Here is a 20628-nt window from a genome sequence, read left to right as displayed (position 1 = left end):
TGCGTGATGAGGGAGGTGGCCCGGGTGCATAGACGTGCCTTTTTCAAGGCAGCCGGTGCAGCCGCGATGCTGGGTGTCGCGGGTACCGCACTGGGCAGGGCGACAGCCGGTGCCGCAGATCCGATGTGGGACAATCTTTTCCGCATGTGGGTTCCGGAAATCTTTGCGCCACTTCCCGATCCGCCCGAGCATTCGCCCGCGATCGTCATCGGCTCCGGCTTCGGCGCTGCGGTCACCGCACTGCGCCTGGCCGAGGCCGGCATCGCCAATACCGTGCTGGAGCGCGGTTCGCGCTGGCCGAACGATCCGTGGCGGGAGATCTTCACCGGTGACGATCTGCCCGACGGCCGCGGTTTCTGGCATCGCACCAACTTCACCGGCGTCACCAAGGTGCCGACGCATTTCGCCAGCTTCGGCGGGGTGCTCGATTGCACCCAGTACCCGGGTATCGATGTGTGGCGGGCGGCGGCGGTCGGTGGCGGCTCGGTCATCTTCTCCGGTGCGATGGTCGCGCCCGAGCGCCGCTTCTTCGACCACGTCTTCGGCGGCACCGTCGATTACGGCGAAATGGAGCGCGTCTATTACCCGCGCGTGCGGGAGATGTTGCGGCTCAGCCCTATTCCGGCGGACCTGTATGCCGCTTCGCCGTTCGCGCATTCCCGGGCCTGGGACGAGCAGGTGCGCAGGGCGGGCTATCAGCCGGTGGCCAATGACTCGATCTTCAACTGGGATGTGCTGCGCGGCGAAATCGCAGGCACCACAAGGCCTTCCGCGACGGTGGCGCGCAGTAATCTCGGCAACTCCAACGGCGCGAAGTTCGACCTCGGCCAGAACTACCTGCGCTACGCCGAGGACACCGGAAAGTCCGCCATCTATCCGGGGCACCGCGTCGACGCCATCGCGCAGGAGTCCGGCGGCCGCTATTCGGTGACCGTGACAAAACTTTCGCCGACCGGCGACGTGATCGGCACCCGCACCATCACCTGCGACCGCCTATTCCTCGGCGCGGGTTCGGTCGGCACCTCGGAGCTACTGGTGCGGGCCCAGGCCACCGGCGCACTGCCGAACCTCAACGAGCACATCGGCGACGGCTGGGGCACCAACGGTGATGTGGTGCTGGCTCGCGGCGCCAGCCAGTTGGCCGGTTTCGGTCAGGGCGTGCCGAGCGTGAGCCGGATCCTCGACGAATCCGCGGTGCCGCTCACGCTCGAAAATTGGTACATCCCCGGCATTCCGTTCGAGACCGGCGCGCTCGCCTCATTGGGCATGGTGCTCGATCCGGCCCGCGCGCGCTTCGGCTACGACCGCGCCCGCAATACGGTCGGACTGTCCTGGTCGACCAGGAACCGTGACGATATCGTGGCCGCCGCCCGCGCGGTCGATCATCGGATCGCCGAACGCTCCAATGCCCTCGTCGAATACGGCGCACTCGGTTACGACGCGAACGCGCTGTTCACCGCGCACCCGCTGGGCGGTGCGGTGCTCGGGCGGGCCACCGACGGCAACGGTCGCGTGCACGGTCATCCGGGCCTGTACGTGATGGACGGTGCGGCCATTCCGGGCAGCACCGGCACGGTCAACCCCTCGCTCACCATTACCGCACTGGCCGAACGCAATATCGAGGCGATCATCCGCGCTGGGAAGTAGCCCAGCGCGGCGCGTATTACTGTCGGCGGGACCGTTCGGCGTCGAAGGGATCCTCACGTGGCAACACCGACCAGGCCGACCACGCCCGGCCTCGACGACGGACCGAAGCTAGATTTTCCGCGTAAACCGCCCGCGCTGTGGTCGGACCTGGTGATGCTGGCGCTGGCGGTCGTCTCGGTCGTGCTGGTCACCTGGGTCAGCTTCTTCGACGTCTCCGCGCACACCTACCGCGTGATCGTGGTGCTCGACTACTCGGTCTGCGCGATATTCGCCGCCGAATTCCTCTGGCGCTGGCGTCGCGCGGGCTGGCCGTGGACATTCCCGTTCATCTACTGGTACGAAGTGCTCGGCATGATCCCGGTGACCAGCCCGTTCTTCCGCGGGTTCCGGTTACTGCGGATCGTGGTGATCGCGGTCCGCCTCGGCCGGGTCGCCGATCGGGCCCTCGGCGATCGCGTGACCGCCGCGGTGGTGAACCGGTTCGTGACGACCATCGTCGAGGTCATCAAGCGCCCCATGACCATCGCCATCATGGACGAGGTCGCGCAGGTGCTGCGCACCGGCCACTACACCCGCAATATCGCGGCGGCGCTGGAGGAGAACCGCGCCGAAATGGACGAGATGATCCTCGAACTCATCAAGAACGATCCGCAGGCCGGTCGGGTCCGCTACATCCCGTTCCACGACGAGATCATCCGGCTCATCGCCGACACCACATTTCGGATCGTTTTCCAGGTGCTGGCGGATCCGCGAACGGACGAACTGGTCTCGGACATGATCCGCGAGAACGTGGATCAGATCCGAGACGCCGTGCACGCCGGGGTGCGCGTCGCGCCGTCCAATTACGGCCCGACGCCGCACGAACAGACCGTGCGCTACCACCTCAGCCGTGTGCCGCGTGCCTGATCTCGTCGCGCGGCGCCGCGTAACGCATTGTCTCCCAGACGATCAGCAGCACCAGCACACCGCAGAGCAGCCCCAATGACGCCAGCGCGGGCAGTGCACAGGCCGCCGGAATCAGCGCAAGCAGCAGTCCGGCGGCCACCAGGCGCGGCACCGTGACGTTCCCGGTCGCGTACTGCTTGAACCCGACCAATGCGATCAGATACAGCACCACACCGCCGTACAGCGCGAACAGCGGTATCCCGGACAGCGCGTCCTTCAGGCTGTGCGCCGATTCGTTGCCGACGTAGTAGAGCACCTTCTTCAGTCCGAGCGAGAGACCGATGATCCCGGCGATCATCGGGAAATGCCAGAAGGTGTAGGAGTTTCGGGCGATCTTGATCTGCCGCTCGCCCTCGGCGTGCTGCAACTCGTGCTCCACCGACAGCGCCGCCACATCGAAGTACGCCCACCACAGCAGACCCGAAACCGCGAGTCCGAGCAGGGAGCCGACCGCGATCGGCCACGAGATGGGCAGTCCGGCAACGCCGATGCCGATCGAGACGATCGATTCACCCAGCGCCACGATGGTGATCAGCCCGTAGCGTTCGGAGAAGTGACTGGCCGAGTTCAACCGCCAGTCCTCGCCCGCCAGCAGGGTCCACCCCATATCGCCGACGATCGCGGCGATCCACAGCACGATCTGCGTCGTGCCTTCTGTCATGGCGGCGATGACGAGCAGGGTGGTTCCGATGGTGATGGATCCGAGACTCCAGCGCAGCACCTGGTTGCGCAGTTGCGAATCCTCGGCGCTGGCCAGCACGAACATGGCCAGGTGCACTAGGCGCACAATCAGATACGCGATCGCGAAGACCAGCGGGCCGAACCAGCCGCCGGGCGCATCGTCGAAGGCCTCTGGAATGGTGAGCGCCGCCAGGAATCCGCCGCCCATCGCGACGAACATGGCGACCCGGGCGATGCCCTCGTCCGCGCGCACCACATTGCCCAGCCAGGAGTAGGCGATCCACAGCCACCACATGACAGCGAGTACCAGCACCGCCCGCAGCATGTTCTTGGCGCTGGTGTCTGCGACCAGGCCGGTGACCATGGTGAACGCGAAGACGAGCACGAGGTCGAAGAACAACTCGAGCTGAGTTACCGACGCATCCTCGGCCGTTGGCAGCAGGCGTGCCCGTTTGGAACCGATCATGGTTCACATCGTTGCATCCGGATGCGACAGGTGCGTTCCTATACGGCCTGATAGTTCTCGTTCTCGGTGAAGCCCTCAGCGAACTCGATGAAGTTCTGCACGACGGCCTCGTTCGAGCGACGCATGGTCCGGCTCACCAGCATGCCCGGAACGGGGATCGGGATGTAGAGCTCGACGTGGTACCAGACGTCGGTGCCCTCCTCGCCCTCGGTGACTTCGAACCAGCCGCCGCCCTTCACTCCGCGGGTGCTGTCGGCGACCTCCCAGGAGGAGCGGGTCTCGGTCCATTCGTACTCCAGGACCTGCAGATCCGAGCCGCCCATCAGCTCCGCTTTGACGAATACCCGGCGTGGTCGCAGGTTGTCGTCGCGGCTCGCGACCCGGGCGTCGCTGTAGGAGGTCGACCACTCCGGGAGCATCTCGACTGCGGCCAGTGCATCCATTACCTGCTCGGGATCGGCGTCGACGACGAAACGGATATCGGTCTTTGTACGCATTCCACACCTCCGCCCCCGCCCAACTACATCGGCAAATTGTGCCCAGCGACACATTCACAAGTCAACTGAGCGGGCAGTGCCCGAAGCCACATCGGCCGCATATCTCGGGGGGATCACGGTCGATTATGTACGGCGAGAACAAGTTACGGTTCAGTATTTTCGAACGAATCGCGATATCGCCGGTCCAGTGGACTTGCCGTAGGAGCTGACGGGGCCGTAAGTCGATCGTGCGCAAGGTATTCGCTTCTTCGTCTGCGTAGGGGGTAACGGGCCCGCGGCGAGCGGGCCTGTGGGGTGCGGCGGCTCAGTGTGGCGTTGGTTCGATGATCGCGTCCGGGCCCGGGTAGACGAGCGATTCGTGCCCGTCATCGAATCGCACCACATACGGCGGTGCGCCCTGAGGCCCGCGGACTTCGACGATTTCGCCGTGGCGATCACTCTGTCCCACAACGTGGCCGTGTACGAGGAGCCGGTCTCCGACATTCGCCATCATCGCCCCATTATCGAATGACGGTGACGCGCGTCACAAGGGTTCCCCGTACGACGCGGCGTTTCACTCGTTACCGACGAGTCGATCGACCGCGGCCTCGATCAGCTCCTGGCTCTGTGCCTCGGTGAAGATTCCCGGCAGCGTGAGCCGGTCCACGATCAGCCAATTCAGCGCCAGATACAGCAGAATCACCGTTTTTTCGTCGCCGGGCAGTTCGGCTTCGAGATGGTTGCGCACATTGAAATCGAGATCCGCGCGCACGGCCTCGGTCATGACCGCCCGCAACTCCGGTCGCCGCGTCGCCTCCAGGCGCAGCTCGAGCATGGCCAGGTAGCCGGTGCGGAATGCCTCGATGCGACCGACCGTCTCGCGCATCAACTCGGTGATATGCGCCCGTGTCTTCGGACCCGTCGCCAGGTCGGCCATGGTCGCCGCGCTCGGCGTCAACCGTTCGTAGAACCGCCCGCCCACCTGGGTCAACAGGTCGTCACGATTGGTGAAGTAGTTCGACGCCGTACCGGCGGGCACCCCGGCCTCCTTGTCTACGGCGCGAAAGGTGAGCCCACGCGCCCCCTCCTTCGCCAACACCTCGATCGCCGCGTCGAGCAGCGCTTGCCGTCGCTCCGGATTAGTCCGCACTTGACACCACTCCATCTGTAGTACTACCTTCAAACCACTTCAGTTAGAGTACAACGGATCAGGCGGTATTGATATGCGAAAACTCGTCTACTACGTAGCCGTATCGCTCGACGGCTATATCGCTGGTCCGGCAGGGGAGTTCGACTTCTATCCGCTCGACGCCGAGATGGCGGCCTGGATCACGGGGCAGTATCCGGACTTCGTGCCGAGTCAGGCGCGGTCGCACATCGGGATGGCGGTGGACGAACCGAATAAGCGGTTCGACACCGTACTGATGGGCCGCGCGAGCTACGAGCCCGCGCTGTCCGAGGGCGTCACCAGTCCGTATGCGCATTTGCAGCAGTACGTCATTTCGAGCACCCTCGGCCCGATCGATGATCCGCAGGTCGAAGTGGTCGCGGGCGATCCGGTCGGGCTGGTGCGACGGTTGAAAGCCGAAGCGGGTGGCGATATCTGGCTGTGCGGCGGCGGCAAGCTGGCCGGGGCGCTGCTCGACGAACTCGACGAGATGATCGTCAAGAGCTATCCGGTTGTCGCGGGCGGCGGCATATCCGCCTTCTCGGGTGCATTCAACCCGACCCTGTTCACGCCGACCGAGCGCCGGGAGTTCGGCAACGGCGCCCAGGTCACCTGGTTCTCCCGGTCTTGACGATCCCACACCACGAAAGCGGTATTCATATGCGAAAACTCGTGTACTACGTCGGCATGTCCCTCGACGGCTATATCGCGGGCCCCGGCGACGACATCAGCTTCTATCCGGTGGACGACATGTGGGACTGGATCAAGGCGGAGTATCCGGAGACCCTGCCGACTCATGTGCGCCCACATATCGGGCTGGCGGTGGATGCGCCGAACCAGAAGTTCGACACCCTGGTCATGGGTCGAGGCACCTATGCTCCGGCCCAGGCCATCGGCGTGACCAGCCCGTACGCGCATATGCGCCAGTACATCGTCTCGAGTTCCCTCGGCCGGCTCGATGACCCGACTGTCGAACTGGTCGACGGCGATCCGGTCGGTCTGGTGCGTCGTCTGAAGCAGGAGGACGGCATGGATATCTGGCTGGCGGGTGGCGGCAAGCTCGCCGCACAGCTACTCGGCGAGATCGACGAGCTCGTCATCAAGAGCTATCCGGTGGTGGCCGGAACCGGAACCCCGGCCTTCGCGGGCGAATTCGACCCCACCTTGTTCACACCCACCAAACGCACCGAATTCGGCAGCGGTGCGCAGGTCACCTGGCTCACCAGAGCCTGATGCCCCCGGGCCGTGGCGGCAGTTCGCCGCCACGGCATCGGGACCCTCACGCGACCTTGTCGTAGACCAGAACGATCGCACCGGAATCCGTGGTGGACAGATCGGTGAGCGACCAGCTGGTTGCGGGCACGCCGTCTTCGAACAGTCGTGCGCCGCCGCCGACGAGTTCGGGGCACAGCGTGATGATCAGCCGATCCAGTTCGCCCGCCGCCAGCAGGTTGTTGATCACGCTGCCGGAGGCCAGTACCACGATGTCGCCGCCTGATTCGGCGCGCAGCAGCTTGACCGTCGCGGCCGGATCGGCCTCGGCAATCCGGGAGTTCGGCCAGGGCGTCTCTGTCACGGAGTGTGAGAAGACCACCTTGTCCACCGCATCGAGCCAGGTAGCGAAGGCCCTGTCGCGTGGCTCGGCGTTCTCGTCGCCGGCGACGGTCGGCCAGTAGCCGCCGAAGCCCTCGTAGTTTTTGCGGCCGAGCAGGGCCGTGGTCGCGGTGGTGGTCAGCTTGACCATCTGATCGCGGGAGGCGTCGCTCACGGCGTGCGGCACGATCCAGCTCATGTCGTAGTCGCCGCCGCTGCCATTGGTCCGGCCGTCGAGCGACAGCGAGATATTGGCGATGACGCGGCGGGTATTGGTCTCGGTCATGTCGGTTCCTTTGTTATCGGTGGCGCTCCGTGCGCCGCTGCAATGAATACTTCCGGCGCGGCCACCCCCGAACATCTGCCAGCCGGCCGATATTCGTGCGGGGCAGGTGGCAGATACCCGGTGGTCGGATGCGGGCGGTCGTGGCAGACTCCGAGGCGCGATGATCGACTCCGGCCAGCACTTTCCGCCCGAGCTGTCGTCGTTCGTCGGCCGCGCCGAGGAACTGGCAACGCTCACCGCAGCGGTCGCGCCCGGACGGGTGCTCTCCCTGGTCGGCCCGGGTGGCTGCGGTAAGACCCGGTTGGCCCTGCGCTCCTGCGCTGCGCTCGCCGATTCCTGGCCCGACGGCATTCGCTGGGTCGGCTTGGAGGACGAACGCGACGCCGACGGCGTCACCCGAGCCATCGCATCGGCGCTCGGCGTACCGCTGGCCGCCGATCCTGTGCACACGCTGACTCGGGAACTGACCGCGCGCAGCATCCTGCTGGTGGTCGACAACTGTGAGCACCTGCGCGAACCGGTAGCGGGGATCGTGTCGGCCATCCTGGCGCGCTGCCCGAGCGCCGGTGTGCTCGCCACCAGTCGGGTGCCGCTCGGCCTACCCGGTGAGCAGGTGTATCGCCTGTCGGCACTCAACCTGGCCGATGCACTGGATCTCTTCTCGGACCGCGCAGGGACCGCGAAACTCGGCCCGGACGCGCTGGCGGCGGCGCGTCGGGTCTGCGACCGGCTGGATCGACTGCCGCTGGCCCTCGAACTCGCCGCAGGTTGGGCGGGCACTCTTTCGTTGGCGCAGTTGGCGGACTCGTTGCGGGATCCGTTCGCATTGCTCGATGACGACACCGGACGCGCCCCCTTCCGGCAGGCTACGCTGACCGCATCGATGCGCTGGAGCCACGACCTGCTGGACCAGGATGAGCGCGAATTGTTCCGGCGTCTCGGTGTTTTCGAGCCCGGATTTGCCGCGCAGGCGATTGCCGGTCTGGCCGAACGGCTGGACGTCCCGGTCCAGCGCTATCTGCGGGCATTGCGTGGTTTGATCGCCAAATCGCTGGTGTCGGCGGATACGACGGGTCCGGTCGCCCGCTACCGAATGCTCGGTGTGGTGCGCGACTACGCGCTGCTGCGGCTCGACGAGGCGCAGGAGACCGCGGCGCTGCGCGATCTGCATCTGGAACTGATGCTTGCACTGGTGGAAAGTGCTGCGCTGCTACTGGATTCGGATAAGGACGAGTGGCGCACGCTGCTCACCGTCGAATATCCGAATATCCGTGCCGCCATCGAATGGGGTTTGGATCGGGCCGAGCCCGACGCCGCAGCGGGCCGTAGACTAGCGGCCGCGGTGGCCTGGCTGTGGCACCTGGGCATGCATGCCGCCGATGGCGTTCGGTTATTGGAACATGCTGCGGCGCAAGGGAATGACACCCGTGACGAAACCCAAGCGCGCGTGCTGCTGGCCCAAGCGCTCGTTGCGGACACCGCGCTACCGGGTTCGATGAGTTATGAAAAGGCATGCGCCGCAGCGAAACTAGCTGAACAGCTCGGCCTGGAGGATGTCGGCCTGCTGGCCCGCACACTCATTGCCATCGGCACCATCGGATTCGATCTGGAGCGCACGCGCACCGAAGCGTCGGCGGTGCGCGCAGCCGCGCAACGGGCCGGCGACGGCTTCGTTACCGATGCCACCCAGGCACTGATCGGCCTGGTCCACCTACTGCGCGACGAACACCGCGACGCGATCGAACAGCTCGAGCCCGCCGTAACGGGACTGCTCCGGCGTGGCGACCGCGCCATCGCCTCGTCCGCACTCGGCTGGCTCGCACTGGCGACCGCGCAATCCGGTGCGCTGGCCCACGCCATCGAACTCGCCGAACAGGCCGTGACCACCGCGGCACCCCTTCGCGACTTCCACCGCATCGCACTGGCCCGCATCGCACTCGCCGAAATCCTGCTGTGGGCAGGCAGATCCGGGTCGGCGGGCGACGCGCTCGCGCCGATCGATCGGCTCGTCGAGGGAGCGGAGACACCGCCGTTCGTCCCCGGTTGGGAGCGGGTGCACGCCTTACTCGAACTCGACGCCGGACGGCCCCACGAGGCGGCTGCCTGGTGCCGTCGCGAAGGGTGTTGGCAGGAGCGGCCTTCCGACGATCAACTGACCCCCTGGACGCGGTTGGTACTCGCTCGTGCGCTTCGGGAATCGGGAGCGGCAGCGGATTCGGCCGATCTGCTGGACCGGTTATCGGCCACACCGCTCACGACGGCCCTGCCGTCCGTGCACGCCGCTCTGCTGGAGCAGCGGGCATTACTGGCTCCGGATACCGAGCAGGAAATGCGAATGCATCACGAGGCCTTGCGAATTCGAGACGAACACGGCCTGGTGCTCGCCTGTGCCGACAGCCTGACGGCTCTCGCGGCTGTGGCGCTGCGACGTGCGTCGTTCGAGACGGCGGGGTTGCTGTTCGGCGCGGCCGAACGGGCCCGCGCCGACGCCGGATCGGTTGTCCGCGTTGATATCCCCGACGAAACGCGGCTGCTGGAATACCTCGAGCGCGGCCGCGCCATGTCGTTGCGGGCGGCGATCGACTACATCACCCGTGCCCGTGGCAGGCGCAACCGCCCCGATTCCGGCTGGGAAAGCCTCACGCCAACAGAGCGTTCCGTGGTCGAACTCGCAGTCTCCGGCCTGACCAATCCGGAGATCGCCGCGCGTTTGTTCATCGGCCGCGGCACCGTGAAAACGCATCTGGCCCATGTATACGCCAAGCTCGGAATCGCCAATCGCACCGAACTCGCCCGTCTCGCGCCCAGTGATTAGCCGCGCAGAAATGACAGGCGCACTTGGCGGTCCGGGTTGTCGACATTGAGGTCTACCATCGCGATTGATTGCCAGGTGCCCAGGGTCAGTGCGCCGCCGATAACGGGCACGGTGGCGTAGGGCGGGATCAATGCGGGCATGACGTGGGAGCGGCCGTGTCCGCGGGAGCCGTGGGCATGGCGCCAGCGATCATCGGCGGGCAGCAGGTCGCGCAATGCGGCGAGCAGATCGTCATCGCTGCGCGCGCCGAGTTCCATGATCGCGATCCCGGCCGTGGCATGCGGCACGAAGATGTGCAGCAGCCCGTCCTCGCCCGCCTCGCGCGCGAACGACGCGCACTGCGGAGTGATGTCGTACACGACCTCGGAACGTCCCGTGGTCACCTCGATCACCGTGCTCTTCATGGGCTACATCGTCCTCTCAATCGGGGTCGGCTGCCCGCAGCAGCGCCGTCACCCGCACCGATGTTTCGTGCAGCCGGTTGAACACATCCAGCACCAACTCCAACTGCTCGATCGAATACCCGGCCATCGCCGCCCCGAACTCGCGTGCCATCACCTCGTAGTGCGGCGCGATCTCATCGATCCGCTCTCGGATCACACTGATATTGACCCGCCGCCGGTCCTGCGCATCGTGTTCGCGCCGCACATAGCCCGCTTTCAGCAGCCGGTCGATCATGCGCGTGATGGCGCCGGTGGTCAGGCCGGTACGGGCGGCCAGCTCTCCGGCGGTGGCCGGACCGCCGAGGCGGAGCAGGTTCAAGCAGCGCAGATCGGTCACATGCAGGCCAAGTCGGTCCGCGACGGCCTGGTGCATCATCACGCCGTCATTGGCGCTCCGCTGGGCAGCGATGCTCAGCGCGGTCGACAGGTCCACACGATTCGACACCTCGACACCCTTGTCTGACTCGGTCACTATCTTACTCACTCAACTATTTACTCGATCAATTATTGAGCGAATCAGATCTTATCGGGGAGGGTCACCATGACCATCGATCAGCACGCCGATGCGGCCGCCATCCATGAATTGCTCGATCGCCGAGCCGCTGCCTGGGCCGCGGGCGACGCCGAGGCATATGCGCAGGTCTTCAGGCCGGACGCGGACTACGTCACCTGGCTCGGCACCCACTACAAGGGCCGCGCGGCCATCACCGCCTGCCATGTGCCGCTGTTCGAGAAGTATCTGAAGGGCACGCGGCGCCGCAACCGCCGCAACACCAAAGTGCAGACAACAGTGGCCGTTCGGCACAAGGGAGAATGGCTGGTGGCCGCCTTCCAGAACACGAAACACCACTGGCTCATGGAATCCGTTTCGGCCGAGTTCGATTCGCGAACGGCCCCTTCGATACTCGCGGGCTGAGGAGGTAGGAACAGATCCGCTGGACCTCGGCCGGTACGCTGGGGTGCTGTTAGCAGCTGATTGTCGATCTTGGAGGACCCTGTCGTGGCTCTCGTTGTTCAGAAGTACGGAGGATCCTCGGTAGCGACCGCCGAGCGTATCCGGCGCGTCGCTGAACGGATCGTCGAGACGAAGAAGCAGGGCCACGACGTGGTGGTCGTCTGCTCGGCCATGGGCGATACCACCGACGAGCTACTCGATCTGGCGCAGCAGGTGGCCCCTGCGCCGCCGGCTCGGGAAATGGACATGCTGCTCACCTCGGGTGAGCGCATCTCCAATGCGCTGGTCGCCATGGCCATTCATTCGCTCGGTGCCGAGGCTCGCTCGTTCACCGGCTCACAGGCGGGTGTGATCACCACCGGATCGCACGGTAACGCCAAGATCATCGACGTCACCCCGGGCCGGGTGCGCACCGCGTTGGACGAAGGTCTGGTCGTGCTGGTTGCCGGTTTCCAGGGCGTCAGCCAGGACAGCCGCGACGTCACCACGCTCGGTCGCGGCGGCTCCGACACCACCGCGGTCGCGCTGGCCGCGGCGCTCGATGCCGACGTCTGCGAGATCTACACCGATGTGGACGGCGTCTTCACCGCCGACCCGCGGATCGTGCCCGACGCGCAGCAGCTCGAGCAGGTCTCCTATGAGGAGATGCTCGAGCTCGCGGCCTGCGGCGCGAAGGTACTCATGCTGCGCTGCGTCGAATACGCGCGCCGCTACAACGTTCCGGTGCATGTGCGCTCGTCCTACACCGACAAGCCCGGCACCTACGTCTATGGATCGATGGAGGACATCCCCTTGGAGCAAGCAATCCTCACGGGCGTCGCGCACGACCGCAGCGAGGCCAAGGTGACCGTGGTCGGCCTGCCGGACGAGCCTGGCTACGCCGCCAAGGTATTCCGCGCGATCGCCGACGCGGAGATCAATATCGATATGGTCCTGCAGAACATTTCCAAGGTCGAGACAGGTAAGACCGATATCACCTTCACCCTGCCCAAGACCGAGGGCGCGCGTGCGGTGGAGATGCTGACCAAGCGTCAGGACGAGATCGGTTTCTCGCAGGTGCTCTACGACGACCACATCGGCAAGGTCTCCCTGGTCGGCGCGGGTATGAAGAGCCATCCGGGCGTCACCGCCACCTTCTGTGAGGCGTTGGCGAACGCGGGCGTGAATATCGACCTCATCTCCACTTCCGAGATCCGGATCTCGGTGCTGGTCAAGGACACCGAACTGGACGAGGCCGTGCAGGTGCTGCACAAGGCCTTCGATCTGGGCGGCGACGAGGTCGCCGTCGTCCACGCGGGAACAGGACGATAAGCATGGGTGTACGGGTAGGAGTCGTCGGCGCGACCGGACAGGTCGGCGCCGTCATGCGAAAACTGCTGGAGGAGCGCAACTTCCCGGCCGACGAGGTGCGTTTCTTCGCCTCGGCCCGCTCGGCGGGTAAGACCCTGCCGTGGCGCGGCGGCGAAATCGTGGTCGAGGACACCGAGACCGCCGATCCCACCGGCCTGGATATCGCGCTGTTCTCCGCGGGCGCGACCATGTCGCGCGTGCAGGCCCCGCGTTTCGCGGCAGCCGGTGTCACCGTGATCGACAACTCGTCGGCTTGGCGTAAGGATCCCGAGGTCCCGCTGGTCGTCAGCGAGGTGAATCCGGAGCAGACCCGCAATCTGGTCAAGGGCATCATCGCCAACCCGAACTGCACCACCATGGCCGCGATGCCGGTGCTCAAGCCGCTGCACGATGTGGCGGGTCTGCAGCGCCTGGTCATCTCGAGCTACCAGGCGGTCTCCGGCAGCGGTCTTGCCGGTGTCGAGGAGCTTGTCTCCCAGGTGCGCGCCGTGGTCGACGATGCCGAAAAGCTGGTGCACGACGGCAGTTCGGTGCAGTTCCCGGCTCCGAACAAGTACGTCGCGCCGATCGCCTTCGATGTGATCCCGCTCGCCGGTGCACTGGTCGAGGACGGCTCCTTCGAAACCGACGAAGACCAGAAGCTGCGCAACGAGAGTCGCAAGATCCTCGGTCTGCCCGACCTGCTGGTCAGCGGCACCTGCGTGCGCGTCCCGGTCTTCACCGGCCACTCGCTGTCGGTGAATGCCGAATTCGCCGAACCGATTTCGGTGGAGCGCGCCAAGGAAATCCTCGCCAAGGCCCCCGGCGTCCAGCTCACCGACGTGCCGACCCCCTTGGCCGCGGCGGGCAAGGACGACTCCCTCGTCGGCCGCATCCGGCAGGATCCGGGCGTACCCGAAGGCCGCGGCCTCGCCTTGTTCATCTCCGGCGACAATCTGCGAAAAGGTGCCGCCCTCAACACCATTCAAATCGCCGAAGTCCTGTTGGCCCAGCGCTGATATTGACCGAACGGGCCGTTCCGATCGTGAGATCTGAACGGCCCGTTTGCTTTCGGTCATCGGATATCGAATGTCACCGACGAGCCGAGCAGTGCCGTCAGTGACAGCCCGAATGTGCGCCGGAAGGTTTCGCTCAGGTGTGACGGGGAGGCGAATCCGGCGTCGGCGGCGCAGCGGGTGAGGTCGTGTCCAGCGGCCAGTATCGCGAAAACCATTCGGAGCCGCGCCCATTGGCGGTAGCGGCGGAATGTGGTGCCGGTGTGTGCGGCGAAGGTTCGTAGGAAATGGGTTTCCGACATCCCGGCGGCATCGGCCGCGTGCTCGGCGCGGATGTGCGCGGTCGGGTCGTCACGAATGTCGCGGACAATGGCATCGATTCGGGGGTCGATGGCCGATTCCCGAACCGATATCAGGCGCTCCAGCTCGGCGACGCCGGTTCGGGCGGCGGTGATGAGGACGGCTTCCACGCTCGGATCGACAGCCGCGGACTCGACATTGCCACCCGATCCGGTGGTGACCCCAGCGATCATCGTGCTGCCGGGTTCGGCGAACAGCAATGCGATCCAGCCCTCCGAGACGATCCGGGCTGGTACCCGGGCCGGTATGAACACGCTGCGGGTGATGATCGCCTCATCCGCCGCCGTCTCCACCGCGAACGGTCCGTCCAAGCTCAGGCCGAGATACCCGATCGACGTGGCATGCATCCCGACGCCCAGCTCCGGGCCGAGATATCCGACATGTGCGGGCCGCATCCACAGCACCGGCGCACCGCAGGTTTGTGAAAGCGCGTTCCCCGTCATGTTCGTCAGGCTAATCGGTGCCCGGCGCAATCAGCCGATGCGAGCCGCGACGACAGGAGATGAACGGATATGACAACCGAGGGAGTTACCGCGAGGCCGAGCTGGCAGACCAGGGCTATCACCGCGCTGTTGGCATCGCGCGGCCAGAAGCAGATGCTCGCCAGCGCGGAAGGGATTCATGCGGCGCTGGAAAAGCGCGACCGTCGCGTCAAAGAGGTGCGGCCCCCGGCGTTCCTGCGCAAGGCGGCGACCGTCACCCGGGATGATCTCGACGGTTGGCCCGTATTCCGGGTAACGCCGACCGCCGGACCCACCGACGTCAGCGTGGTTTTCCTGCACGGCGGCGGCTTTTTCGCCGAGATCGTGCGCCCGCACTGGAGTTTCGTCCGCGAACTCGGCGCTGCCATTCCGGCGGAGGTCGTGGTCCCGATCTATCCGCTGATCCCACATAGCAGCGCCGCGGACATGGTCGCCACCACCGCCGCGATACTCGCCCGCACGATCGAGCAGCGCGGCTCCGGAAAGACCGTGGTGATGGGCAATTCGGCGGGCGGCCTGCTGGCACTGGCGGCAGCACATGTCCTGCGCGATCAGGGTGGGCCGCAACCATCTCGGGTCGTGCTGATCTCCGCATGGCTCGACGCCACCCTTTCCGACCCGGCAGTGCCCGAGCTCGAACAGGTCGATCCGTTGCATCAGCGGCCCGGAATGGCCGAGGTAGCGCGGATCTACGCCGACGGCCTCGACCTGCGCGACCCGCGCGTCAGCCCCCTGTTCGGCCCCGCCGAAGGACTGCCGCCCCTGACCATCTTTTCCGGCACCCACGAAATGGTCCTGCCCGACGCCCGAACCCTCACCCGCCGCGCCGAAGCCGCCGGGGTACCGGTCGACTACCACGAGGGCCCGGGGCTGCCGCACAACTACGCGCTCATGCCCAGCCCCGAAGGCCGTGCGGCTCGCAAGATCATCATCGATGCCTGCCGCGCGCCACGTCATGATTTGTCGGCAGTCGACCGGGATAGCGCGAGCCGATAAGGGGCCTGCTCACCGCGCCCTGCCCGCCCGCTTCGACCATGCCGGGCACTCGGAAGCGGCGAGAGCATCGACGAACACGTGACCGGTGCGGGCCAGCCGGGAACCGCTGGCGTGAACGATAGCGAGTTCGATCGCTCCTCGAGCGCAAACGACAATGCCCGGCGCGGCGGCGTAATGCGGTCTTGTACCGGGCTTTTCGCTCAATTGGCGGGGTTGGCGTCGTGTCGTTTCGGACAGTGGGCTGTAGTCCGTCGCGCACGCGCAGCATCGTGTTCACTGCACGGTCTCGTTCATTCTGAATGAACATATGCGGATTTTGAACACGCGTGATGGCCGATTAGGCGTTGGTGAGGCTGCGTCGGGCGGCACGGTCCGATTAGTGGGATCGTAGTCCGTCGAACACGATCGCGAAGGTGCGGCGGCGTTGGTCGGGGGTGGTGTTGGTGGCGTTGGCGGCCAAGAAGGTGCCCTTTACGACGCGCATGAGGTCGTCGATATCGATATCGCGTCGTACGTCTCCGGATTGTTGTGCACGGGTGAGTAATTGAGCGATGGCGGCCCTCAGATCGTGGGCGGGTTTGCGACTTTCGGGGGCATCGGCGCCCACGGCTTCGGCCAGGTCGCGTTTGACGGTGCCCTCGGCGACCATGCGGTCGAGGAAGTCGAAGAAAACTTTGCCGGGGTCGGGGGCGGTCGCGAGTTCGCGGGCATAGGTGATCATTCGCTCGACGCGGTCTACGATCGCGGCTTCGAAAAGGGCTTCTTTGGTGGGGAAGTGGCGGTAGACGGTGCCTGCGCCGACGCCCGCGCGGCGGGCGATTTCGTCGAGCGGGACCGCAATGCCCTCGGCGGCGAAGGCCTCCTGGGCGGCGGCGAGTACGCGGTCACGATTGCGGCGCGCGTCGGCGCGCAGCGGGCGCGTTTCCTCGCGATCGGTCATGAGGGCTGAGTTTACTGGAGACATTGACAAGCGGGGCGACCGTTCCGGATGATAATCGGGGTCAACGTTCCGCTTATTTGAAGCAGGTGTTTTCATGGTGGAGACTTCGGTAGAAAGCCCTCGTGAACTGGTCGAACGAATGTTCCGGGAGCTGCCGGCGCGCGATGCCGACGCATTCGTCGAGCTGCTCGCCCCGGATGCGGTGTTCGAGATCCCCTTCGTCATTCCCGGAATGCCGACCCGGCTGGTCGGGCGCGAGGAGATACGTGCACATCTCGCGCAGCGCTGGTCCGGAATTTCGCGAATCGAGGTGCACGGGATCTATCCACAGGTGTACGAAACAGCCGATCCCGAGCTGGTTTTCGTGGAGAACGAGGTGGATATGACGGTGCCCGGCGCCGAGCGGGCGCGAGTTCGCACCTCCGTCAATGTCGTTCGGGTCCGCGACGGCAAGGTCACGCTGTTCCGCGACTACATGGATACGGCGCGCTTCGCCCGGCTTGTGGAGAACTGACCCGGCAGGCCCGGGCGGGCCGAAATTCCGTCGCTCCGCCCGGGCGCCGACTGTTAGCCTGCGCCGATGGCGAATCCTTATCCACAGGTGTACTTCGGGGACCGGCTCATCGACGCGGAAAAGGCGTCGGTCGCGGTCGCATCGTCGGCAGTGTTGTACGGGCTCAGCGTGTACACAGTGTTCCCAGTGCTTGTGGATGGATCGGCACGCACCGCATTCCGGCTCGACGACCATTTCCGGCGACTCGAGGAATCCTGCAAGATCATCGGCATCGACCGGTTCGCCGCCGAATGGGACTTCGCCCGCTTCCGCACGGCGATCATCGACCTGGTCGCGGCCAATGCACCGACCGAGGACGTATTCGTCCGCGCGACAGTGCATGTCGTCGAATCGATTCCGGGCACCCGGGTCCGCGGCTGTGCCATCCAGGTCAGCATTTTCGTCTACGACGCGGTGCCGATCGTGCCCCAGGACGGTATGCGGCTGAAATCCAGTCCGTGGCGGCGCATTCCGGACAATGCGATTCCCTCGCGGGCGAAAGTCAATGGTGCGTACGTCAATTCGGTACTCGCCAAACAGGATGCCATCGACAGCGGCTACGACGACTGCATCTTCCTCGACGGCAACGGCCACGTCTGCGAACTCAGCGCCGCCAATATCTTCCTGGTCCGCAATGGCACCCTGATCACCCCGGATGTGTCCTGCGACATCCTCGACGGCATCAACCGCCGCACCATCCTCACCCTCGCCGCCGAAGACGGCATTCCGATCGTCGAACGCACCATCGACCTCACCGAGCTATACATAGCCGACGAAGTCTTCGTGACCGGCACCTCATCGGGCACCTCCCCGGTCGCCGAAGTCGACGGCCGCCTAATCGCCGACGGCCGCCCCGGCCCCCTCACTCAAACCCTCCGCAAACGCCACACCGCCGCCCTCCGCACCGACACCCACCACAACTGGCTCACCCCCCTCTGACGCTCCAGGGGCGGGATCGTAGGCATCACAGGCGCTCGAGGGCGGCGATGGTGCCGAGGAAAAGTTCCACGTTGTCGTGTACGAAATTGTCGCGGGGGTAGGGCAGTGCCTGCTGGATCCAGGCGGTGACAGTGTCGCCGAACCCGCCGACCAGAAAGCGCGCCGTGAGGTCGATGGCGGGATCGTCCGGAGCGCGGTCGGGAACCAACTGCGCCAGTATTCCGCGGAACGCGCGCGACACATCCTCCGAGCGCGCAAGCCGTCGCTCGGCCACGGCCGGATGTCCATATGCCTTGGTGGACAGGATCTTTCCCTTGGCGGGCGCGGTCAGGAAGAAATCGACCATGGCGTCGACCACCGCCACCAGGGCGCTCCGGGTGTCGCGCACGGCGGTGTCATCGCGGCCATACTCGACGAGCCGTCCGGCACGGTGCCGACCACCATGTGCGTCCCGGCGGTAACCGCCGAGCTCGAGGTGAACTATGTGCGCCCCGCACCGCTGCACCGGCCGATGATCGTGACCGCGATCCTCGATCGGCGCGAAGGCGAGCGCGAACTACATATCCACGCCCGCCTCGAACACGACGGTGAACTCATCGCCGAGGGCAATGCCCTGTTCATCGCGGTCTCGCCGGATCACTTCTTCGCGCAGGGTGCGAAGGAAGGTGATATCCCTTTCTTCGGTGTGTGATTCAGCGGATGCCCGGCGTGCGCGGATCCGGACCGAGGCAGACCAGAATGACGCACCCGGGTGCGGTATCGGCGAACGGTGGCGCCAACGGATAGTTCAGGCAGCTGAAGACATTGCAGCCCGGATATGCCGCAGGTCCGATGCCGAAGACCGCGAGCAGCAGATTCGTATCCACGAACCGCCTCGGATCCAGACGCAGCGGCGGCTCGACATACGGACCCGGATCGGGCACCGGACGTACTTCGAAGGCCGCGAACAGCCGACGGAAGAATTCGTACGGCAGCTCCGCGGTGTTCTGCACAATCCCCGAAATGCCCTCGTTGCTGACATTTCCGAAGACACCGGTCCACACCACCGTCAAATCCAGGCTCGGCATGATGAAGACGTTCTGCATGCCGAGTCCCGACATCGAGTAAATGTCGGCGGGCAGGTAGTCGGGGGTCTCGGCGCATCCCGGTCCGATCCAGAACAGATAGCCGTAGCACGCGTTCGCCGCTGACGGCTGGCGTGCCTTGTACAGATATGCCTGCGAGACGATTTGCCGCCTGCCCCAGCTCCCGTTATTGCTCACCAGCAGCCCGAGCTTGGCGAAATCGTTCGGCGGGATCATCAGATGGGCGTATCCGTAGGTGTGCCCGGCGCGGTCGCGCGCCCAGTAGTAATCGCCGCGTTCGATGCCGAGCGGATCGAAAAGCTCACGCTGCGCGAACTGCTGCAGCGGTTCCTCGACGGCTAATTCGATGACATAGGCGAGCAGATCGACATTGCGCTGGCTGTAGCTGAATGCCGCGCCCGGCGGATTGTCCAACGGTACCCCGAGCGCCTGCACCGCACTATTCGGATCGATCGGAATCACCCCGGTGACGCCCTCGGTGAGCACGCCCACCTTCATACCGGAGGTTTCGGTCAGCAGATTCTCCACGGTGATCGACCGATGCCGCGCATCACCGAGTCCGGGCGGCAGATACCGATCGATCGGCGCTGCTATATCGAGTTTTCCCTGATCCCAGGCTATTCCGGCAAGCAGGGAAACAACGCTCTTCGTCGCACTCCAGATATTCCAGGCGACATTTCCGGTCTGGTCGTTCGTCGGCCCCTCGCCGATCAGGCAATTGTGCCGGAACACCTGCACATTCAACCGATTACGCCCGCTCGCGAACTCCAATGCCTCCGCGAGCCGCCCCGAATCCAGTCCAACCTGTTCCGGTGCCGCCCGTTCCGGCTCTCGCCCGGAAGACACCCCGCATGACAGCTGCTCGGTGTGCGTGGCCTGCGCACCTCCGGCGAAAACGCTTCCCGCGACCAGCGATACCGCTGCGATTCCGGCCAGGAATCCGTAGATGCGCCCCATGCGCAAAGGCTATCGCGACCGACCTAGCCAGACGGGGCAACAGGCTGAATGCGTCTCAGTCAATTGCCAACTCGGCGCGCCGCTCGACGTCGTAACGCATCTGCCGCGCGCCGCTCACCCAAATCGGTCCGCACTTCGGACGACATCAGCGGTGTCCGTACCGCGAACCCCCTGCGCCAACGGCGAGGACCGCGATTCCGTTGCGCGCCGAACCGAGCGGAAGCGACAGCCCGACAGTCAGCGGGGTGTCCGTACCGCGAACCACCCCACGCCAAGGACCGCGAGTCCGGTTGGTTCCGAGCCGAGCGGGAGTGCCAGCCCGACGGTCAGCGGCGTGTACGCACCATGAACCAGTCGGCGCCTGCGGCTAGGACCACGGTTCCGGTCAGTACCGAACCGAGCGGAAGCGACAGCCCGACAGTCAGCGGGGTGTCCGTACCGCGAACCACCCCACGCCAAGGACCGCGAGTCCGGTTGGTTCCGAGCCGAGCGGGAG

The 20628-nt window shown here is 65.5% G+C and carries 23 protein-coding genes; 12 read left to right on the top strand and 11 right to left on the bottom strand.

Going from position 1 to position 20628, the window contains the following annotated elements; translation table 11 throughout:
• The first annotated feature begins 24 nt into the window (after positions 1–24).
• On the top strand, positions 25–1647 hold the full coding sequence (locus ACZ60G_RS20075; protein WP_465811536.1) for a GMC oxidoreductase: 1623 nt from the start codon (positions 25–27) through the stop codon (positions 1645–1647).
• A 57-nt stretch (positions 1648–1704) separates the two neighbouring features.
• Positions 1705–2553 carry an ion transporter gene (locus tag ACZ60G_RS20070; RefSeq protein ID WP_465811535.1) on the top strand — a complete coding sequence of 283 codons (849 nt, stop codon included), beginning with the start codon at positions 1705–1707 and terminating at the stop codon, positions 2551–2553.
• Here the strand turns inward: ACZ60G_RS20070 and ACZ60G_RS20065 are convergent.
• The 4 genes from ACZ60G_RS20065 to ACZ60G_RS20050 all read right to left on the bottom strand — a co-directional run bounded on the left by ACZ60G_RS20065 (position 2531) and on the right by ACZ60G_RS20050 (position 5380).
• Positions 2531–3739 (bottom strand): low temperature requirement protein A, encoded by a 1209-nt coding sequence (locus ACZ60G_RS20065; protein ID WP_465811534.1) that lies wholly within the window; start codon positions 3737–3739, stop codon positions 2531–2533. The two genes, ACZ60G_RS20070 and ACZ60G_RS20065, sit on opposite strands and share 23 nt — an antisense overlap.
• 38 nt (positions 3740–3777) lie before the next feature.
• Entirely contained in the window at positions 3778–4236 is a 459-nt protein-coding gene (locus ACZ60G_RS20060) for an SRPBCC family protein (protein WP_465811533.1), read from the bottom strand.
• Between the two features lie 304 nt (positions 4237–4540).
• The gene (locus ACZ60G_RS20055; protein ID WP_040686020.1) at positions 4541–4729 is read right to left on the bottom strand and encodes a DUF1918 domain-containing protein; all 189 of its coding nucleotides are present in this window, start codon (positions 4727–4729) and stop codon (positions 4541–4543) included.
• A 60-nt stretch (positions 4730–4789) separates the two neighbouring features.
• Entirely contained in the window at positions 4790–5380 is a 591-nt protein-coding gene (locus tag ACZ60G_RS20050) for a TetR/AcrR family transcriptional regulator (RefSeq protein WP_465811532.1), read from the bottom strand.
• 58 nt (positions 5381–5438) lie between these two features.
• On the opposite strand from ACZ60G_RS20050, the gene ACZ60G_RS20045 reads away from it, so the two are divergent.
• Positions 5439–6014: a dihydrofolate reductase family protein gene (locus ACZ60G_RS20045; protein ID WP_465811531.1), complete on the top strand. Its 576-nt coding sequence runs from the start codon at positions 5439–5441 to the stop codon at positions 6012–6014.
• Between the two features lie 29 nt (positions 6015–6043).
• Positions 6044–6616 (top strand): dihydrofolate reductase family protein, encoded by a 573-nt coding sequence (locus tag ACZ60G_RS20040; RefSeq protein ID WP_465811530.1) that lies wholly within the window; start codon positions 6044–6046, stop codon positions 6614–6616.
• A gap of 46 nt (positions 6617–6662) precedes the next feature.
• On the opposite strand, the gene ACZ60G_RS20035 is transcribed toward ACZ60G_RS20040, so the two are convergent.
• Positions 6663–7262, bottom strand: coding sequence for a dihydrofolate reductase family protein (locus ACZ60G_RS20035; protein WP_465811529.1), 600 nt, complete (start codon positions 7260–7262; stop codon positions 6663–6665).
• Between the two features lie 160 nt (positions 7263–7422).
• Between ACZ60G_RS20035 and ACZ60G_RS20030 the strand changes: the two genes are divergently transcribed.
• Positions 7423–10077: a helix-turn-helix transcriptional regulator gene (locus ACZ60G_RS20030; protein WP_465811528.1), complete on the top strand. Its 2655-nt coding sequence runs from the start codon at positions 7423–7425 to the stop codon at positions 10075–10077.
• Here ACZ60G_RS20030 and ACZ60G_RS20025 read toward each other — a convergent pair.
• Both ACZ60G_RS20025 and ACZ60G_RS20020 read right to left on the bottom strand, forming a co-directional pair.
• Entirely contained in the window at positions 10074–10481 is a 408-nt protein-coding gene (locus ACZ60G_RS20025; RefSeq protein WP_387294141.1) for a secondary thiamine-phosphate synthase enzyme YjbQ, read from the bottom strand. The two genes, ACZ60G_RS20030 and ACZ60G_RS20025, sit on opposite strands and share 4 nt — an antisense overlap.
• Positions 10482–10497: 16 nt before the next feature.
• Entirely contained in the window at positions 10498–10992 is a 495-nt protein-coding gene (locus tag ACZ60G_RS20020) for a MarR family winged helix-turn-helix transcriptional regulator (RefSeq protein ID WP_465811527.1), read from the bottom strand.
• Positions 10993–11061: 69 nt separating this feature from the next.
• Here ACZ60G_RS20020 and ACZ60G_RS20015 point away from each other — a divergent pair, with 69 nt between their 5' ends.
• From ACZ60G_RS20015 to ACZ60G_RS20005, 3 genes are all read left to right on the top strand, one after another.
• On the top strand, positions 11062–11436 hold the full coding sequence (locus tag ACZ60G_RS20015; protein WP_465811526.1) for an SgcJ/EcaC family oxidoreductase: 375 nt from the start codon (positions 11062–11064) through the stop codon (positions 11434–11436).
• Between the two features lie 84 nt (positions 11437–11520).
• Entirely contained in the window at positions 11521–12786 is a 1266-nt protein-coding gene (locus ACZ60G_RS20010; protein WP_465811525.1) for an aspartate kinase, read from the top strand.
• Between the two features lie 2 nt (positions 12787–12788).
• Complete coding sequence (locus ACZ60G_RS20005; protein WP_465811524.1) at positions 12789–13823, top strand: aspartate-semialdehyde dehydrogenase; 1035 nt, start codon at positions 12789–12791, stop codon at positions 13821–13823.
• A 56-nt stretch (positions 13824–13879) separates the two neighbouring features.
• Here the strand turns inward: ACZ60G_RS20005 and ACZ60G_RS20000 are convergent, their stop codons facing one another.
• A complete protein-coding gene (locus tag ACZ60G_RS20000) occupies positions 13880–14623 on the bottom strand; it encodes a helix-turn-helix domain-containing protein (protein WP_465811523.1) in 744 nt (247 codons plus the stop codon).
• A gap of 69 nt (positions 14624–14692) precedes the next feature.
• On the opposite strand from ACZ60G_RS20000, the gene ACZ60G_RS19995 reads away from it, so the two are divergent.
• Positions 14693–15658 (top strand): alpha/beta fold hydrolase, encoded by a 966-nt coding sequence (locus tag ACZ60G_RS19995; protein WP_465811522.1) that lies wholly within the window; start codon positions 14693–14695, stop codon positions 15656–15658.
• Positions 15659–16034: 376 nt separating this feature from the next.
• Here ACZ60G_RS19995 and ACZ60G_RS19990 read toward each other — a convergent pair whose 3' ends face one another.
• A complete protein-coding gene (locus ACZ60G_RS19990; RefSeq protein ID WP_465811521.1) occupies positions 16035–16598 on the bottom strand; it encodes a TetR/AcrR family transcriptional regulator in 564 nt (187 codons plus the stop codon).
• Positions 16599–16692: 94 nt separating this feature from the next.
• On the opposite strand from ACZ60G_RS19990, the gene ACZ60G_RS19985 reads away from it, so the two are divergent.
• Complete coding sequence (locus ACZ60G_RS19985) at positions 16693–17112, top strand: nuclear transport factor 2 family protein (protein ID WP_465811520.1); 420 nt, start codon at positions 16693–16695, stop codon at positions 17110–17112.
• 66 nt (positions 17113–17178) lie between these two features.
• Positions 17179–18090 carry an aminotransferase class IV gene (locus ACZ60G_RS19980; RefSeq protein ID WP_465811519.1) on the top strand — a complete coding sequence of 304 codons (912 nt, stop codon included), beginning with the start codon at positions 17179–17181 and terminating at the stop codon, positions 18088–18090.
• A gap of 25 nt (positions 18091–18115) precedes the next feature.
• Here the strand turns inward: ACZ60G_RS19980 and ACZ60G_RS19975 are convergent, their stop codons facing one another.
• Positions 18116–18478, bottom strand: coding sequence for a hypothetical protein (locus ACZ60G_RS19975; RefSeq protein WP_465811518.1), 363 nt, complete (start codon positions 18476–18478; stop codon positions 18116–18118).
• Positions 18479–18520: 42 nt separating this feature from the next.
• Here ACZ60G_RS19975 and ACZ60G_RS19970 point away from each other — a divergent pair, with 42 nt between their 5' ends.
• A complete protein-coding gene (locus tag ACZ60G_RS19970; protein WP_465811517.1) occupies positions 18521–18781 on the top strand; it encodes a PaaI family thioesterase in 261 nt (86 codons plus the stop codon).
• 1 nt (position 18782) lies between these two features.
• Here ACZ60G_RS19970 and ACZ60G_RS19965 read toward each other — a convergent pair whose 3' ends face one another.
• Positions 18783–20132 carry a serine hydrolase domain-containing protein gene (locus ACZ60G_RS19965; protein WP_465811516.1) on the bottom strand — a complete coding sequence of 450 codons (1350 nt, stop codon included), beginning with the start codon at positions 20130–20132 and terminating at the stop codon, positions 18783–18785.
• Between the last annotated feature and the right edge of the window lie 496 nt (positions 20133–20628).

This window comes from Nocardia sp. NPDC102475, assembly GCF_055584605.1.
Note: the sequence above shows the minus strand (reverse complement) of the source record. Positions and strands in the feature narration are given on the sequence as shown.

What these genes read in the sequence shown, in the direction of transcription:
- ACZ60G_RS20065 (WP_465811534.1), bottom strand. Translation starts at nt 3,739, where the DNA reads ATGATCGGTTCCAAACGGGCACGCCTGCTGCCAACGGCCGAGGATGCG.
- ACZ60G_RS20060 (WP_465811533.1), bottom strand. Translation starts at nt 4,236, where the DNA reads ATGCGTACAAAGACCGATATCCGTTTCGTCGTCGACGCCGATCCCGAG.
- ACZ60G_RS20055 (WP_040686020.1), bottom strand. Translation starts at nt 4,729, where the DNA reads ATGATGGCGAATGTCGGAGACCGGCTCCTCGTACACGGCCACGTTGTG.
- ACZ60G_RS20050 (WP_465811532.1), bottom strand. Translation starts at nt 5,380, where the DNA reads ATGGAGTGGTGTCAAGTGCGGACTAATCCGGAGCGACGGCAAGCGCTG.
- ACZ60G_RS20045 (WP_465811531.1), top strand. Translation starts at nt 5,439, where the DNA reads ATGCGAAAACTCGTCTACTACGTAGCCGTATCGCTCGACGGCTATATC.
- ACZ60G_RS20040 (WP_465811530.1), top strand. Translation starts at nt 6,044, where the DNA reads ATGCGAAAACTCGTGTACTACGTCGGCATGTCCCTCGACGGCTATATC.
- ACZ60G_RS20035 (WP_465811529.1), bottom strand. Translation starts at nt 7,262, where the DNA reads ATGACCGAGACCAATACCCGCCGCGTCATCGCCAATATCTCGCTGTCG.
- ACZ60G_RS20030 (WP_465811528.1), top strand. Translation starts at nt 7,423, where the DNA reads ATGATCGACTCCGGCCAGCACTTTCCGCCCGAGCTGTCGTCGTTCGTC.
- ACZ60G_RS20025 (WP_387294141.1), bottom strand. Translation starts at nt 10,481, where the DNA reads ATGAAGAGCACGGTGATCGAGGTGACCACGGGACGTTCCGAGGTCGTG.
- ACZ60G_RS20015 (WP_465811526.1), top strand. Translation starts at nt 11,062, where the DNA reads ATGACCATCGATCAGCACGCCGATGCGGCCGCCATCCATGAATTGCTC.
- ACZ60G_RS20005 (WP_465811524.1), top strand. Translation starts at nt 12,789, where the DNA reads ATGGGTGTACGGGTAGGAGTCGTCGGCGCGACCGGACAGGTCGGCGCC.
- ACZ60G_RS20000 (WP_465811523.1), bottom strand. Translation starts at nt 14,623, where the DNA reads ATGACGGGGAACGCGCTTTCACAAACCTGCGGTGCGCCGGTGCTGTGG.
- ACZ60G_RS19995 (WP_465811522.1), top strand. Translation starts at nt 14,693, where the DNA reads ATGACAACCGAGGGAGTTACCGCGAGGCCGAGCTGGCAGACCAGGGCT.
- ACZ60G_RS19990 (WP_465811521.1), bottom strand. Translation starts at nt 16,598, where the DNA reads ATGACCGATCGCGAGGAAACGCGCCCGCTGCGCGCCGACGCGCGCCGC.
- ACZ60G_RS19985 (WP_465811520.1), top strand. Translation starts at nt 16,693, where the DNA reads ATGGTGGAGACTTCGGTAGAAAGCCCTCGTGAACTGGTCGAACGAATG.
- ACZ60G_RS19980 (WP_465811519.1), top strand. Translation starts at nt 17,179, where the DNA reads ATGGCGAATCCTTATCCACAGGTGTACTTCGGGGACCGGCTCATCGAC.
- ACZ60G_RS19965 (WP_465811516.1), bottom strand. Translation starts at nt 20,132, where the DNA reads ATGGGGCGCATCTACGGATTCCTGGCCGGAATCGCAGCGGTATCGCTG.